This window comes from Psychrobacter sp. Arc29, assembly GCF_041431175.1.
GTDB lineage: Bacteria > Pseudomonadota > Gammaproteobacteria > Pseudomonadales > Moraxellaceae > Psychrobacter.
Window position 1 is genome coordinate 353,025 of the sequence record NZ_JASMRR010000001.1, and the last position, 15,888, is coordinate 368,912.

12 protein-coding genes are annotated in these 15,888 nt (G+C 42.2%); 6 read left to right on the top strand and 6 right to left on the bottom strand.

Features of this window, described 5'->3' with window-relative positions; translation table 11 throughout:
• Nucleotides 1–97: 97 nt before the first annotated feature.
• The 4 genes from QO189_RS01570 to QO189_RS01585 form a co-directional block, all read right to left on the bottom strand.
• Nucleotides 98–811, bottom strand: a complete 714-nt coding sequence (locus QO189_RS01570; RefSeq protein ID WP_057759301.1) for a cytochrome c1 — start codon at nt 809–811, stop codon at nt 98–100.
• The gene (locus tag QO189_RS01575; protein ID WP_371531454.1) at nt 811–2,031 is read right to left on the bottom strand and encodes a cytochrome bc complex cytochrome b subunit; all 1,221 of its coding nucleotides are present in this window, start codon (nt 2,029–2,031) and stop codon (nt 811–813) included. Before QO189_RS01575 ends, QO189_RS01570 begins: the two co-directional genes overlap by 1 nt.
• Before the next feature lie 7 nt (nt 2,032–2,038).
• Nucleotides 2,039–2,623, bottom strand: a complete 585-nt coding sequence (petA, locus tag QO189_RS01580; protein WP_057759305.1) for a ubiquinol-cytochrome c reductase iron-sulfur subunit — start codon at nt 2,621–2,623, stop codon at nt 2,039–2,041.
• Nucleotides 2,624–3,144: 521 nt separating this feature from the next.
• Nucleotides 3,145–5,088, bottom strand: a complete 1,944-nt coding sequence (locus QO189_RS01585; RefSeq protein WP_371531226.1) for an ATP-binding cassette domain-containing protein — start codon at nt 5,086–5,088, stop codon at nt 3,145–3,147.
• Nucleotides 5,089–5,328: 240 nt separating this feature from the next.
• Between QO189_RS01585 and QO189_RS01590 the strand changes: the two genes are divergently transcribed.
• The 3 genes from QO189_RS01590 to QO189_RS01600 all read left to right on the top strand — a co-directional run bounded on the left by QO189_RS01590 (nt 5,329) and on the right by QO189_RS01600 (nt 9,009).
• Nucleotides 5,329–5,586, top strand: a complete 258-nt coding sequence (locus QO189_RS01590) for a SlyX family protein (RefSeq protein ID WP_371531227.1) — start codon at nt 5,329–5,331, stop codon at nt 5,584–5,586.
• Between the two features lie 219 nt (nt 5,587–5,805).
• Nucleotides 5,806–7,200: an outer membrane protein transport protein gene (locus QO189_RS01595; RefSeq protein WP_371531228.1), complete on the top strand. Its 1,395-nt coding sequence runs from the start codon at nt 5,806–5,808 to the stop codon at nt 7,198–7,200.
• Between the two features lie 384 nt (nt 7,201–7,584).
• The gene (locus QO189_RS01600; RefSeq protein ID WP_371531229.1) at nt 7,585–9,009 is read left to right on the top strand and encodes an outer membrane protein transport protein; all 1,425 of its coding nucleotides are present in this window, start codon (nt 7,585–7,587) and stop codon (nt 9,007–9,009) included.
• A gap of 471 nt (nt 9,010–9,480) precedes the next feature.
• Here the strand turns inward: QO189_RS01600 and putP are convergent, their stop codons facing one another.
• The gene (putP, locus tag QO189_RS01605) at nt 9,481–10,980 is read right to left on the bottom strand and encodes a sodium/proline symporter PutP (RefSeq protein WP_371531230.1); all 1,500 of its coding nucleotides are present in this window, start codon (nt 10,978–10,980) and stop codon (nt 9,481–9,483) included.
• 475 nt (nt 10,981–11,455) lie between these two features.
• On the bottom strand, nt 11,456–12,328 hold the full coding sequence (locus QO189_RS01610) for a LysR family transcriptional regulator (RefSeq protein ID WP_058023799.1): 873 nt from the start codon (nt 12,326–12,328) through the stop codon (nt 11,456–11,458).
• 473 nt (nt 12,329–12,801) lie between these two features.
• Here QO189_RS01610 and leuC point away from each other — a divergent pair, with 473 nt between their 5' ends.
• The 3 genes from leuC (at nt 12,802) to QO189_RS01625 (ending at nt 15,872) form a co-directional block, all read left to right on the top strand.
• Nucleotides 12,802–14,220 (top strand): 3-isopropylmalate dehydratase large subunit, encoded by a 1,419-nt coding sequence (leuC, locus tag QO189_RS01615; protein ID WP_371531231.1) that lies wholly within the window; start codon nt 12,802–12,804, stop codon nt 14,218–14,220.
• A 142-nt stretch (nt 14,221–14,362) separates the two neighbouring features.
• Nucleotides 14,363–15,013, top strand: a complete 651-nt coding sequence (leuD, locus tag QO189_RS01620; protein ID WP_201599633.1) for a 3-isopropylmalate dehydratase small subunit — start codon at nt 14,363–14,365, stop codon at nt 15,011–15,013.
• A 139-nt stretch (nt 15,014–15,152) separates the two neighbouring features.
• Nucleotides 15,153–15,872, top strand: a complete 720-nt coding sequence (locus QO189_RS01625) for a hypothetical protein (protein ID WP_371531232.1) — start codon at nt 15,153–15,155, stop codon at nt 15,870–15,872.
• Nucleotides 15,873–15,888: the final 16 nt, after the last annotated feature.

A 15,888-nucleotide genomic window follows, 5' to 3' on the forward strand; every position in this document is an offset into this window, starting at 1 on the left:
CCGGCTGATCTAGTATTTACACTCTATATCAAGGCACAAAAAAGCACTACCGGAGTAGTGCTTTTTTTAATTCTCAGAACGGTCTGCTGACTATGACTTATTTGACATCTTTCCAGAATTCTTTATTCAATAAGTAAACTGGGATGAGCAGTACTAATAAGAATAGAATTACAAAGAAACCAATTACTTGACGGTCATGACGAGCAGGTTCGCCCATCCACGCCATAAAGTTAACCAAGTCACCAACCTCAGATTCAAACTCTTCTTGGCTCAACTCTTCTTGCATATTATGCAATACGTGAGGCATCGCTGCATTGGCCAGTACTAAGTTGTTTGCACCCCAAGGACGGCTTGGATCTTCATAGAACGATAGTAGGTAAGTATATACCCAATCATCGCCACGTAGACGTGTCTCAAGTGATAGATCAGGCGGCGCGGCGCCAAACCAAGACGCTTGAATCTCAGGATCGATTTCAGCAGTAATGTGGTCACCGATTTGATCCGTGGTAACCATCAAATACTTTTCAACCAACTCAGGCGGTATCTCTAAATCTTTCGCAATGCGTGAGTGACGAACATACTTAGCTGAGTGACACCCAGCACAGTAGTTCATAAAGATTTTTGCACCGTTTTGTAGCGAGCCCTTATTGGTAAAATCAATAGGAGCAGTACTACAAGCCAGATGTTCAACAACGCCATCAGCATTAGTGAACGTACCACAGCCACTACCTTCAGCCATTGCAGTACCAGCAGTCAACGTCAATGCCGCGCCCAAGCCTAGACCAGCTAGGGATTTAATTAGCGTGCTCATTAGTGACCTCCGGTAACGCGTTCTGGTGGCTGTTTACACTTCTCAATAGCAGTGTAGAACGGCATCAGTAAGAAGAACAAGAAATATAGAATCGTGAATACACGAGCCATGATAGTTGCCGTTGGGGTAGCAGGCGTCGCACCTAAGTAGCCCAATACAACAAAGCTAATAGCAAATACAGTAAGCGCGATTTTAGACAAGATACCTTTGTAACGCATAGAGCGTACAGGCGATCTATCAAGCCATGGAATCAAGAACAATACAGCAATTGCAGCACCCATTGCGATAACACCACCAAGCTTATCAGGAACAGCACGCAAGATAGCGTAGAAAGGCGTGTAGTACCATACTGGTGCAATATGCGCTGGTGTTTTTAGTGAGTTCGCTGTCTCAAAGTTTGGTGGCTCAAGGAAGAAACCGCCGCCTTCTGGGAAGAAGAATACCACTGCAAAGAAACAAATAAAGAATACTACGATACCAACCATGTCATGCACGGTGTAGTACGGATGGAATTCAATACCGTCTAATGGCACACCATTTTTATCTTTTAGCTTTTTGATGTCGATGCCATCAGGGTTGTTCGAACCCACATGGTGCAACGCCACAATATGCATAAATACTAGGCCCACGAGTACTAATGGAATAGCAACAACGTGTAGAGCGAAGAAACGGTTTAGGGTAATACCAGAGATAATATAGTCACCACGTACCCATTCAGCAAGGCCATCACCAATCACTGGTAGCGCTGCAGGTAAGTTCAAGATAACCTGAGCACCCCAGAATGACATGTTGCCCCAAGGTAGTAGGTAACCGAAGAAACCTTCTGCCATAAGTGCTAGGTAGATACCCATACCGATGAGCCAGATAAGCTCACGAGGTTTTTGGTATGAACCGTATAGCAAGGCGCGGAACATATGCAGGTATACAACGACGAAAAACGCAGATGCGCCGGTTGAGTGCATATAGCGAATGAGCCAACCACCTTTTACGTCACGCATGATGTATTCAACAGACGCAAATGCCCCTTCGGCACTTGGGTTGTACATCATGGTAAGCCATATACCAGTCACCAATTGGTTGACCAATACAATCATTGATAGCACGCCAAAGAAGTACCAAAAGTTAAAATTCTTTGGTGCGTAGTACTTTGACATATGGTATTCATAGGTTTCGGTCGCTGGAAAACGCGCGTCCACCCAATGCATTAACTTTTTACCCATACTCATATTAAGCCTCCCCAACCGTCAAGATGGTACCATCCATACCATATTCTGGAACGGGTAAATTAAGTGGTGCAGGGACGCCGCTATACACGCGACCTGCTAAGTCATATTTTGACCCGTGACACGGACAGAAAAATCCGCCGTACCAATCATTACCACCTAAATCCACCGCGCCCACATCAGGACGGTAGTTTGGTGCACAGCCCAAATGTGTGCAAACGCCTTCGACAACCAATACGGTTGGATCTAAAGAGCGAGTAGGATTTTTGCAATATTCAGGTTGTAGAGACGCATCAGACTCAGGGTCAGATAATAGAGGTTTGACTGACTCAAGTCCTGCAACCATGTCTTCGGTGCGCTTAACCACATAAATAGGTTTACCACGGTATTTGACGACGATCATTTGTCCATCTTCGATAGAACCAATATCTTGGGTCACTGCAGCCCCTGCAGCCTCAGCTTTAGCGCTTGGGTACCAAGAACGGACAAAAGGTGTCGCCACGGCAGCTACCCCAGCTGCACCAATCGCGGCAGTTGAGGCAATAAGAACTCTACGGCGTTGTACATTAACGCCTTCGGCTTGGCTCATTAATACTTCCTCCAGGTGAATGAAATGGGATTATCCCACACTGGGTTTGTGGCTTAGAAAATATACAATATCAAGCCACTTTAGCTGTGCCTAATTTTGCTAATTGTTACTATTCTAAGCTATTTCGGTGATAAAATAAATTATTGCGTTAAAAATAAAGCAACCTCAATAGGACATATTAGAAGGTTGAATATGACAATCAAACCAAAACAGTTGGATTATCAACGTTTAACGCTAACTTTGCTTTAACAAGGATTATGATGTGATGACCTTATAAATAATAAGGATTTTCAGCAATAGCGAATGATACTTGAAATTAAGGTAATGTTCACTAACTTTCACCATCTAACTACTTTGTAAGTTGCTGTAAAACAAATATCACCACTCTATATAATAAAGTGGTGATGTCTTCATAATAATTAATAATATTTTGTCAGACTATAAGAAACTTGTTTATCGAAATACGCAATGCAAAGTACACATGCGATATTCCAATAAACTCAGCTAGAGAGTTGCCAATACTAGCCTTCAAGCTCACTCCAACGTTCAAGCTTATGCATCATCTCATCTTCGATGGTTAAAAGACGTTCACTAGCAGCTGTCGCCGCATCAAAGTCAGTATTGAACCAAGAGCCATCGGCCAGCTTTTCTTGCAATTGAGCTTGTTCGGCTTCGAGTGCAGCGATTTCTTTTGGCAAGTTATCTAGTTCACGTTGATCATTATAATTTAGCTTTTTGGCTGCCTTATTTGGTTTCGCTGCTGCGCCAGACTTGTTTGCCGCTTTACTGCTTGCTGCATTGTTGGCAGGTGCTTTGGCAGCACGGGATGCTTCTTCACGGTTCTTTTGTACGAGGTACTCTTGATAACCACCTACATACTCACTGACCACTCCTTTACCATCTTCATCTTCGCCAAACACCCACGTAGAGGTGACGACGTTGTCCATGAATGAGCGATCATGACTGATCAGCAAAATCGTACCACCAAAGCTGGCGACGGATTCTTCTAACAACTCAAGTGTTGCCATATCCAAATCGTTGGTTGGCTCATCGAGTACCAAAATATTGGCAGGTTTTAATAGTTGTTTGGCCAGTAGTACTCGGTTACGCTCACCACCAGACAGTGCTTTAACAGGTGTACGTGCGCGCTCTGGTGCAAATAAGAAATCTTGCAAGTAGCTCATGATGTGCGTCTTGCGACCGCCAACTTCGACAAAGTCAGAACCTTCCGAAACGTTTTGTGCAACGCTTGCTTCAAGGTCTAACTGATCACGCAGCTGATCGAAAAAGGCGATTTTCAGATTAGTACCTAATTCGACACTACCAGACTTAGTGACTTCGTCATCAGACATATCGAGTAGGGCTTTAATAAGCGTAGTTTTACCCGCACCGTTAGGGCCGACAATACCAATCTTATCGCCACGCATAATAGTGGTCGTAAAATCATCTACTAGTACGTTACCGTCATATTCAAGATGTAAGTTTTTAACTTTACAGACAAGCTTACCGCTTTTCTCGCCTTGACCCATGGTGATGTTTACATTGCCCACTTGCTCACGGCGATCGCTACGCTCTTCACGTAAGGCTTTTAATTCACGGACACGGCCTTCGTTACGGGTACGACGTGCTTTGATACCTTGGCGAATCCAAACTTCTTCTTGTGCCAGTTTTTTATCAAAGTTGGCATTGTTCTTTTCTTCAGCCTGTAACTGTAGTTCTTTTAGCTCTTGATAGCGCGCGTAACCACCTTCGCCTTGTGTCACGTCATAGCTGGTCAATTGGCCACGGTCAAGCTCAATAATGCGAGTCGATAGCTTATTGACGAATGCTCTATCATGAGTCACGAACAACAACGTCAAACCTTGCCAATCCAGCAAAAAGCGCTCTAGCCATTCGATACTTTCGACATCCAAATGGTTGGTTGGCTCATCTAGTAGTAGTACATCAGGCTTGGTAACTAGCGCACGAGCAAGCAACACGCGGCGTTTACGACCACCAGATAGTGATGATAAGTCATCTTCTGGATTAAGACCCATGGTCGTAATCAGACGCATGGCATCGCGTTCTAAGTCCCAGCCATGTACCGCATCGATATCATGTTGTAGGGTCGCCATATGCTCACAGGCATCCATATCGCCATTCGCACACATATCGACTTGCTTATTATAGTTAATGAGCAAATCAGCCGTACGACGACTACCGCCCATAACGATGTCTAATATGCGACCGCTGGTCTCAGGAACGTCTTGCTCTAGCATCGCTACACGCATGCTACTGTTGGTAATAATCTCGCCACTGTCAGGCTGCAATGAGCCATTGATCAGTTTAAACAAAGTGGATTTACCTTCGCCGTTGCGGCCAATCAAGCACACACGCTCGCCTGTATTGATAGAAAAATCAATACCATCAAGAACAGGCGCGACGCCAAAGGCTAAGTGAATGTCTTTTAAATGAATCAGTGCCATAGAGTATCTTAAGCTTATATAATAGTGAGGTAGGGGTTGTTGCAAAATTGCCTGCAGTATAACATGCCACCGCGTTACTGTAGTGCGAGTAAATAGTTTTATCAGTACTATTTATTGCTTTTACTAACTGCTGCTATTCCATGACTATGTTTGTAGGTTTATCGCTAATTTACGGTACCCTTCAAACCCTTTAATAATCCATCCTTTCAATTTAATACTTACTATAATTTAGAGAAAAATATGAACCAACCTAAAATTACAGATGATACTTCTGATATTCAAAATGATTTGCAAGCCCAAGTGATCGATTTACAAATGAGCCTCGCGCATCTTGAAGTAACGGTCGAACGACTGGATGACGTAATTACGCGACAAGACAGATATATTCATACGTTGCAACGTCAACTACAGCTTATTTATAAACAAATCGAGGGTCAGGATACGGAAAGTGGTATTGCACCGTTCGATGTAATGGCAGACAGACCACCACATTATTAATAAGTAAGATTTGAAAAGAAAAGCCTTTAATAGTGGAAAATATATACGCGCTTTTATATATAGATACTCTCTGATGACTATGTGGTCATAACATAGAAATAATGTGTTTTTGTAGTTGTTTTAGTGTTAAAAAATCTTTACTATCTTCCACCTCGGATACTGCTTATCTATGAAAATTAGGTAAAACAGTAAAACAATGCGGATGTTTGGAGATATAAAATGCGCCACACCTTTCATTTAAAAACTCTTGCAGTAGCTGTTGCTACTCTATCTGTCGCTAGCATGGCTAATGCTGCTGGTCTTGATCGCTCAGGCCAAGATATCACCGCATTCCTACAAGACGGCACTTATGCAGAAGCTGTCTACACTTATATCGATGCTGACGTTAACGGTAAAGATACCTCAGGTAACAAGATTGATGATATCGCAGAGTCTTATGACTTTTTTCGTTATGGCGTAAAAGCAGATATCAATGATACTTTCAGCATTGGTATCTTATATGACGAACCTTTTGGTGCAGCAGCTGATTATACTGGTAACAATGATTTTGTTACCAACAGCGATGCAGATGCTCTTATTCAAGGGTTCACAGGCAATCCTAATTTAAATGAAAGTTTAGTTGACCAAAATATCACTCAGCTTCAAGGAGCGCTTACTCCAGGAAATCCAGGTAACTTTTCACCTGAGCAACTACAAGAGTTTCAGGGTCAGTTGATCGCACTTGAGGCTGCAAAAGGACTGGCAGATACTGCAGGCGAAACCACACAGGTAGAGGTGCGTACAGAGAGCATCACTGGTATCCTTGGTGCAAAATTTGGTCAAAACAAAAACTTCCAAGTATATGGTGGTCCAGTAGCCCAGCGCGTACAAGCTGACGTAAAGTTACGTGGTTCTGCTTATAGTGCTGCCAATGGATATACAACACATATTAATCCAGATCAAGATTACGGCTATATCGCCGGTGTGGCTTATAGTAAGCCTGAAATTGCATTAAAAGCAGCGTTGACTTATCGCTCAGAGATTAAACATGATGCAAAAGCTGCTGAGGTTTATCCTATTGCTACTGCTGCTGGAGCTACAGCTGGCTTAGCATTGCCAACTACTAGATATAATGATATCGAGATTACTACACCAGAGTCAGTGAACCTTGATTTTCAGACGGGCATTAATCCAACGACACTAGCAACTGCAAAAGTACGCTGGGTGCCATGGAGTGATTTTGCTATCGTCCCATCACTATATAACGAAGTTAGTACAGCTAATCCAGCGTTTCGCCCTGATGGTTTAGCGCTTGTCAGTTATGACGACGACCAATGGCAAGTAGAGTTGGGTCTAGCCAAGCGCCTCGCGCCAGCATTGGCTGTTAGTGGTACTGTAGGTTGGGATAGCGGTGCAGGTAATCCTGTAACCTCACTAGGACCTATCGAAGGCTATTATAGTGCGGGTCTTGGTGCCAAATACAACGTGACCGAAAACTGGGCAGTATCTGCTGGTGGTAAGTACTTATGGTTCGGTGATGCCGAAGGTCAAATCCCAAGTAAAACCATCGTTAGTGATTTTGAAAGCAATGACGGTTTTGTATTGGGTGTAAAAGTTTCTTACCAAGCCCAGTAAATTATAAATTAGCTATATGATGATACTTGTCATTTAGCAACGAAAAAAGCGATCCTTTATGGATCGCTTTTTTTATGTACTATTTCTTAGCGAAAAATCATACTTAAAAAATTTCAAGCAAAGTAAATGCTTATTTACTATTCATACGCAACATTTTAAAAAAGCATAGTGAAGACGAGAAGTAAACGTCAACTTTCTATTTATATCTTATTTGTACTGTTTAGTCATAATAGAGAAATAAAGCACTTTAATTGTTGTTTTAGTGTCAAAAAGGCATTAGTATTCAACTTAGGACACGACTTTAGTAATATCAATATTAAGCACAGTAATGCTAGATAATGATTAGTAAAGTAGTAATACAACAAGGACCGTTGGAGATATACAATGCGCACTACCTTTCACTTAAAAACCCTTGCAGTAGCAATTGCTACTCTCTCTGTTGCTAGCATGACTAATGCTGCTGGTCTTGATCGTTCAGGCCAAGATGTCACTGCTTTCTTTCAAGATGGTACCTATGCAGAAGCCGTCTATACTTATATTGATGCTGATGTAAGTGGTTATGATAGTGCTAACACTAACCCTTCTCAGAATGACTACGTACGTGGTGATAAGACAGGTGATATCGCTGAGTCTTATGACTTTTTCCGCTATGGCGTAAAAGCTGACATTAACGATACCTTTAGTGTTGGTATTTTATATGACGAACCTTTCGGTGCAGCTGCTGAATATACCCAAAGTAATTTCGTATCGCAAGGAGATTTAGATGCTTCTGTTGCTTCTATCACTAATGGTAGTGCTCCTAGCTTTGCAGCAGCTCAAGGTGCAATCGATGCGCTTACCCCAGGAGAAACAGCTGGAGTACTAACCCCAGTACAGCAAGCTCAATTAGATGGATTGCGTGGAGCAGTAGCAGTAGCACTAGCCGAAGCAAGTACTGCAGGTGAAAATACCAATGTAGAAGTTCGTAGCCAAAGCCTAACGGGTATCCTTGGTATGAAGTTCGGCGCGAATAAAAACTTCCAAATTTATGGTGGTCCAGTTGCCCAGCGTATCCAATCTGAAACTAAACTGCGCGGCTTAGCTTATGGACCTGCTAGTGGTTATACCTCAAACAGCAATCCTGATATGGATTACGGTTATATAGCAGGTATTGCCTATAGCAAGCCTGAAATTGCTTTAAAAGCGGCGTTGACTTATCGTTCTGAGATTGACCATGATATAGAAATATCCGAGTCTTATCCTTTAGTAGCAATTAGAGCTATAGCAGCAGGAGCTACTCCAGAACAAGCAGCAGCAGCAGCAAATAGAGACAGTACATATGAAATTACCACGCCTAAATCAGTAAATTTTGATTTTCAAACAGGTATTAACCCAACGACTTTAGCCACTGCAAAAGTACGTTGGGTACCGTGGAGTGATTTTGTCATTACACCACCACTTTATAACGACACTAGTAAAATAAGTTATGGTCCTGATGGCTTGAACTTGGTTGAATACGAAGATGACCAATGGCAAGTGGAGCTTGGTCTTGCCAAGCGTGTCGCACCTGCACTTGCCATTAGTGGTACTGTTGGTTGGGATAGTGGTGCTGGTGATCCAACAACGTCGTTAGGTCCTGTCGATGGCTATTATAGCGTCGGTCTTGGTGCTAAATACAACGTGACGGAAAACTGGGCAGTATCCGCTGGTGGTAAATACTTATGGTTCGGTGATGCAAAAGGCCGTCTACCTAGTGGAAAAATCGTTGGTGATTTCCAGGATAATGATGGCTATATCGCTGGTTTGAAGATTTCTTATCAAGGGAAATAGTTTGCTCACATAACTGTTAGATAATAAAAAAGCGACCTGTCATAGGTCGCTTTTTTATTGATTCCAATATTTTGAATTGAATAAAAACTCTTAGATATAAATGGATACTTAGAGTGTTTTATAGAGAGTAAATTAATAACTGATAGATATAACCTACTTACTGCTCATATGTTGTTATACGTGTGATAGCCACCTTCCAGTTTATTAAATGGTAAGTAATGTATCCATTGTCGCTACCTATATGATAGTTAGCTATCCATATAGGTAGGGTGCGTGTTTAGACAGATGCATTTAGCAATAGTACTATAGATAGCTATTCTATTAAGAGTAGATACTCATAATAGAAGGTTAGAGCAGCCTTCCTACTTATAGTAGTAGCTACTTAGATCATAATTAATAGCTACCAATAAAAAACCTCGCCATTAGTGGCGAGGTTTTTTTATAGTGATAAGGTAAAGTTACTGTATAAACTTATTTGTTTAAATTCAATTCCATCTCTCTGTACTTAGCAGATACCGTTTCTCTTGGGCCACCAGTCATGATACTTACTGCAAAGATAGCGATAGTACTTAAGATAAAGCCTGGAACGATAGCAAACAACCAGCTGTTAAGTGCCATACCATTCATTTGGAATGGACCATAAATCCATAAGATCACAGTCAATGCACCAACAACCATACCAGCTACAGCACCATTACGGTTCATGCGGCGCCATGTGAGACTGAAGATGACCAACGGTCCAAATGCTGCACCGAATCCTGCCCAAGCATTAGAAACCAAGTCTAAAACTGAGCTGTCTGGATTAGCGGCTAGCATAATAGCGGCGAGAGCAACGGCCACAACTGAAATACGACCAACTAATACTTGACGAGCTTCTGGTGCATCTTTATCAAAGAACAATTTGTAAACGTCTTTGGTTAGTGAGCTTGATACTACCAATAGCTGCGATGAGATAGTACTCATAATAGCTGCTAAAATCGCTGCTAATAGGAAACCTGAAACCAGCGGGTGGAATAAGAACTGAGTGAATACTAAGAAGATAGTCTCAGGATCATCTAACGTCATAGCCGTCTTTTGTACATAAGCACGACCAGCAAAACCAGTCATTAGCGCACCAATAAGACTGACAATCATCCAGCTCATACCGATATTACGTGCAGTAGGCACATCTTTGACTGAGCGGATTGCCATAAAACGTACAATAATATGCGGCTGACCAAAATATCCTAAACCCCATGCCATAAGTGAAATGATACCGATGACACTCATACCGCTAGTAATATTTAGTAGGCTTGGATCAATGTTTCTAACGGCTTCAGTTGTAGCTGAAACACCGCCAAGATCCGTAAAGGCAACGACAGGTACAATGACCATCGCAAACAGCATGATGATACCCTGAACAAAGTCAGTCATCGATACTGCTAAGAAACCACCGAATAGTGTGTAACCGACAACGACGCCAGCAGTCACCCAAAGCCCTGTGGTGTAAGATAGGTTAAGTGAGCTTTCAAAAAGCTTACCACCACCTACGAGACTTGCAGCAGTATAGACGGTAAAGAATAGAATGATAACCAAAGCAGAGATTACACGCAGCATATGCGATTTATCTTCGAAGCGGTTGGCAAAATAGTCAGGCAAAGTAATAGCATTATCAGCGACTTCAGTATAAACACGAAGACGCGGTGCTACGATGATATAGTTTAAGAAGGCACCAAGGGTCAAACCAAGTGCGATCCAAATACTCACTACACCATCTGCATACATATAGCCTGGTAGTCCGAGTAGCAACCAACCTGACATGTCCGATGCGCCTGCTGAAAGTGCAGTAACTGCTGGACCTAGATTACGTCCTCCTAAAAGATAACCCTCGGTATCATTGGCTTGCTTAAAATAAGCGTAAACACCAATCCCAATCATCACTAAAAAATAGGCGCCAAGTGATATGAGCACGCCACTAGAAACTCCGTTCATATAAGTTATCCTTAACCAACATCGTTGGCTTTAATTATTTTTTAACTATAAAAGTTCTGTCCTACAAGACGATGCCTCAAACAAGATGTCTCAAAAAATATTTAAAGACAAAAAAAGCCATTAATTAAGACATAATGGCTTTTTTCAGTATCTTTTGTAGTTTTATATGATTGATGTCGTTATATGGCTAGCACTCATATAGAGATAGAGAACAATGGGAACCTCGCATTCCACTTATATACTGTTATTGCTCGCATCTGCTATTTATATATGAGTATTAGCAACCTACATAACCAATCAGTGAAACCATTAAACCTACTGTTAACCATCATATCTTACTAGAAGTATTCAATATATGACTATCAGTGTCCTTGTGGTAAATTTTTGTTATTAAAACAACGTCAAGCATATTATAACGTATGAGAGTCACAAATGCGAATAGCTTAAATACTTAAATTGTTATATTAGGATGTTTTTACTCAATAGGCGCGAGTAAATCGAGTAGTGCGGTTACGCTACTAGATTGTGTTAGCTTCGGATTGATAACCACACCTAAATAACGTTGTAACTCAATATTGTCGGCCATATCGATACGTTCCAAGTCTTGACTGACCATAGTTTGCGGAAGGACTGACCAACCCAGTCCAACAGAAACCAGCATCCGAATGGATTCAAGCGGATTGGTACTCATCGTGGCATAAGGTTTTAGGTTATGCTTAGCAAACTCAGCCAAAGTAATCTGACTGGTAAAGGTATTAGCAGAAGGTAAAATAGCAGGATAGCGTGCTAACTGCTCTAAAGTGACATTAGATTTAGTTGCCAAAGGTGACAAAGTACCCGTCATAAAATAAAGTGGATCTGACCAAAGCGTGTGATAGGTCAGGCGTTTATCGTATACAGGAGGTAGCGTGACAAATGCTAACGATAAATCACCATCTAATACGGCTTTGTGTGCTTTTTCTGAATCGACAAAATGAACTTCTAACTGAACAGCGGGATAAGTCTGAATAAAATGCTTAAGCACAGGTGCTAGATGATGCAAACCAATATGATGGCTCGTGCCAATCACGAGCTTGCCAGAGACGATATGCTGAGAATGCTGCAAGTTAATCTTGAAGTTCTCATAATCTTCTAACCAACGTTTTGCATGTGGCAGCATCTCACTGGCGGCCTGCGTGGGCACAATCCCGCGGCCTACCGTATCAAATAAAGTAATATTAAACTCATCTTCTAAGTTTTTGATGCGCTTACTGACGGCAGGCTGAGTGATGAACAGCTTTTCTGCGGCACCTGAAATACTGCCAGTGTGCATAACGGTAACGAATGTCGTCAAGTTTGTGGTGTTCAAACGGATTTCCTTAGCTACTTTGTGAGCTATAAATAAAAGTGGGCTGAGCCAATTATAACGTATTAGAAATAAAAGTTTGCATCTAGTTAAAAATCATCAATTATTATTATAGGATTTGCCTGCTATAATCACAAGACATCAAGGCGTATTGTCACATATTTATTCTTTTAAGTTGATTATTTACAGTCTCAAGCGTGTTTTGGGCGCTGATTACAGCTACAAATCTAAAATTATTAATGAATAATATTTATACTACACAAAATATAGCAATTACAGAATATATATTTCAATATCATTGATTAAGTAGAAATTATTGCAAAGTGATGCTCTCACACAAATCATAAAGAGCTATCATGCGGTTAAATATAACATTATAGATAAATCTAATCGTTAATTGAACAAACAGAACCTTAGCTTACCAACAGGTGAGCAAGCGAAAATCAAGTCAGTAGTAATTAATAAAGGATAGCATCATGGCCGGTCAAACTTTATATGACAAACTTTGGAATGCTCACGAAGTCACCAAGCGTGACGACGGTTCGAGCTTAATTTATATCGATCGCCATCTGTTGCATGAAGTGACGAGTCCACAAGCGTTTGAAGGATTGGAGCTTGCCAATAGAGCGCCATGGCGTCTGTCTGCCAATATCGCCAGTCCTGACCATAATGTGCCAACAGTCACCAAAGAGCGCTCAGCAGGTGTCCCTGGTATTAAAGACAAGGTATCACGTCTTCAGGTTGTCACTTTGGACGAGAACTGCACCAAATTTGATATCGCAGAATTTACAATTAATGATGCGCGTCAAGGCATTTTGCATGTCGTTGGTCCTGAGCAAGGTCTTGTATTGCCAGGCATGACCGTTGTTTGCGGTGATTCGCACACAGCGACACATGGTGCACTTGGTTGCTTAGCACATGGTATCGGCACCTCTGAAGTTGAGCATGTATTGGCAACGCAGTGCTTGATCCAAAAGAAATCAAAAAACATGCAAATCCGCGTCACTGGTCAACTTGGTGCGGGCGTGACCTCAAAAGATGTGGTACTGGCCATTATTGCAAAAATTGGTACGGCAGGTGGCACAGGACATGCGATTGAGTTTGCAGGTCAAGTGTTTGAAGACATGAGTATGGAAGGTCGTATGACCGTCTGTAATATGGCAATTGAGGCTGGTGCTCGCGTAGGTATGGTGGCTGTTGATGACACGACGATAGACTATGTCAGAGGTCGCCCGTACGCGCCAAACGAGTCGCAGTGGCCACAAGCTGAAGCCTACTGGCGTACATTATATTCAGATGATGACGCAGTATTTGATACAGTGGTTGAGATCGATGGTAGCCAAATAGCACCGCAAGTATCTTGGGGCACCTCACCTGAGATGGTCGTTGATATCACGCAATCAGTACCAACACCTGACCAAGCCATTGATGAAGCGCAAGAAGAGGGTTGGTTACGCGCTTATACTTATATGGGCTTAGAGGCTGGTCAGAAAATCACGGACATTCAGCTTGATCGTATATTTATTGGCTCATGTACCAACTCGCGTATCGAAGATTTGCGGGACGCTGCGGCAGTTATCAAAGGACGCAAAGTGGCGGATAATATCAAAGAAGCCATCGTGGTTGCAGGCTCTGGACAAGTAAAACTGCAAGCAGAGGCTGAAGGTTTAGATGCTTTGTTTACCGAAGCGGGTTTTGAATGGCGCGAGCCGGGTTGTTCAATGTGTCTTGCCATGAATGCTGACAAACTTGAGCCGCAAGAGCATTGTGCATCGACCTCTAACCGTAACTTTGAAGGTCGGCAGGGTAATGGTGGTCGTACGCATTTGGTCAGTCCAGCGATGGCTGCCGCCGCTGCGTTAGCTGGTCATTTTGTAGACGTTCGTACGTTTTAGAGCTGGCTAGAGTTGCTGACAATGTGCCTGCGTGTCTATTATTCCTGCAAAGCGCGTTGTCAGAGGCAGTGAGAAGCTGGTTGCTGTCTAATTCGCTTATAAACGTCATTTGACACCAAGAATATAATTGATAGGAAATTTTATGCAAGCTTATAACACTCAAACGGGTATCGTTTGCCCACTTGATCGCGCAAACGTCGATACCGATCAAATTATCGCAAAACAGTTTTTGAAGTCTATTAAACGTACAGGCTTTGGCGTGAATTTATTTGACGATTGGCGCTATCTTGATGAAGGATATCCGGGCCAAGACAACAGCACACGCGTTATCAATCCAGACTTTGTATTGAATAAACCCCGCTATCAAGGAGCTACTATATTGCTAGCACGCAGAAACTTTGGCTGTGGCTCTAGTCGTGAGCATGCACCTTGGGCGCTTTCTGAGTATGGCTTTCGTACAGTTATCGCACCAAGTTTTGCTGATATCTTTTACAATAACTGCTTTAAAAATGGCATGTTACCGATTGTACTAGATGAGGCGATTGTAGATACCTTAATGAAGGCGACTGTTGCCAATGAAGGCTATGAGCTGACGGCAGATCTTGAGCGTCAGGTAGTCATTACGCCAACAGGTGAAGAGTATGCTTTTGAAGTGGATGCTTTTCGCAAACATTGCTTGTTAAATGGGCTAGATGATATCGGTTTAACCTTGCAGCAAAGCGATGCTATCAAGGACTATGAGCATAAAATGATGCAAAAAACGCCGTGGATCTTTAACGATGTACGCGCTTAGGTAAGGATTTTATGATTTACTGCTCACAAAACTGCTGGCCAGTCGCAACGCAGCGTTGAGTTATGGCGGTGAACTAGCTAAAATGAAGGGTAGTTTTTACCATACTTTATTATCTCTCTTATGAATAGTAGCCGCCATTATGAATAAAAAACGTTATGCTCTATCGACAAGTACGATTGTTGCTGCAAGCTTATTTTTGTCAGGCTGCCAGCTATTGACAGGCTATCAAAAAATAGATGAGGCAGAAAGTGCGAAAGCGTGGGTAGGTAAGATTCAACCCGTTGCTGGCGAAGTGAACATCGCGTGCGTGGGTACTTACCATTGTGAAATCGTGCAAATAGATAAGACACTGATTGTGTCTCCTGACAATCATGAGCCAGTTAATCCTCAGATTGTAGCGTCTTTACCAAGTTATAAAGGCGCTGCAACGCCCCAAATGAGCGTAGAGATGACACCATTCATGAGTAAAAAATCTATAAAGATAGTGCCATTAGCCGCATCTGGTATGCCAGGGTTGACCAACTATTATGCACGGATGATGCCTGCAAAACGTGAAGTCCATGTCAATTTTTATCCAGAGAATAACATGGGATACGTTGAGCGTTTTGCGATGATTCATGATTTTGCGGACGCGGGTACTTATCAGTTACGTGCTTATCAAAAGAAAAGCAGTGAAAAATCTGGCAGTTTATTGGATACAGCGTCGCCTGAGCCTCTATGTATTGATCTATTACAAGGTAATAAGGTGCAGCGCCGATTCTGTAAACAGTTAGGGTCTGAGCACCAAGGTGAGTTTGTAGAGACAGGCATGGTCAAAACAGTAACGTCAGCATCTAAATCTAAAAAGACCACAGCGTAATAAAAATTAATTAATA

Excerpts from the sequence above, each read along its gene's own strand:
- putP (WP_371531230.1), bottom strand. The coding sequence starts at position 10,980 with ATGAACGGAGTTTCTAGTGGCGTGCTCATATCACTTGGCGCCTATTTT.
- QO189_RS01600 (WP_371531229.1), top strand. The coding sequence starts at position 7,585 with ATGCGCACTACCTTTCACTTAAAAACCCTTGCAGTAGCAATTGCTACT.
- leuC (WP_371531231.1), top strand. The coding sequence starts at position 12,802 with ATGGCCGGTCAAACTTTATATGACAAACTTTGGAATGCTCACGAAGTC.
- petA (WP_057759305.1), bottom strand. The coding sequence starts at position 2,623 with ATGAGCCAAGCCGAAGGCGTTAATGTACAACGCCGTAGAGTTCTTATT.
- QO189_RS01625 (WP_371531232.1), top strand. The coding sequence starts at position 15,153 with ATGAATAAAAAACGTTATGCTCTATCGACAAGTACGATTGTTGCTGCA.
- QO189_RS01575 (WP_371531454.1), bottom strand. The coding sequence starts at position 2,031 with ATGGGTAAAAAGTTAATGCATTGGGTGGACGCGCGTTTTCCAGCGACC.
- QO189_RS01585 (WP_371531226.1), bottom strand. The coding sequence starts at position 5,088 with ATGGCACTGATTCATTTAAAAGACATTCACTTAGCCTTTGGCGTCGCG.
- QO189_RS01590 (WP_371531227.1), top strand. The coding sequence starts at position 5,329 with ATGAACCAACCTAAAATTACAGATGATACTTCTGATATTCAAAATGAT.
- QO189_RS01595 (WP_371531228.1), top strand. The coding sequence starts at position 5,806 with ATGCGCCACACCTTTCATTTAAAAACTCTTGCAGTAGCTGTTGCTACT.
- leuD (WP_201599633.1), top strand. The coding sequence starts at position 14,363 with ATGCAAGCTTATAACACTCAAACGGGTATCGTTTGCCCACTTGATCGC.
- QO189_RS01570 (WP_057759301.1), bottom strand. The coding sequence starts at position 811 with ATGAGCACGCTAATTAAATCCCTAGCTGGTCTAGGCTTGGGCGCGGCA.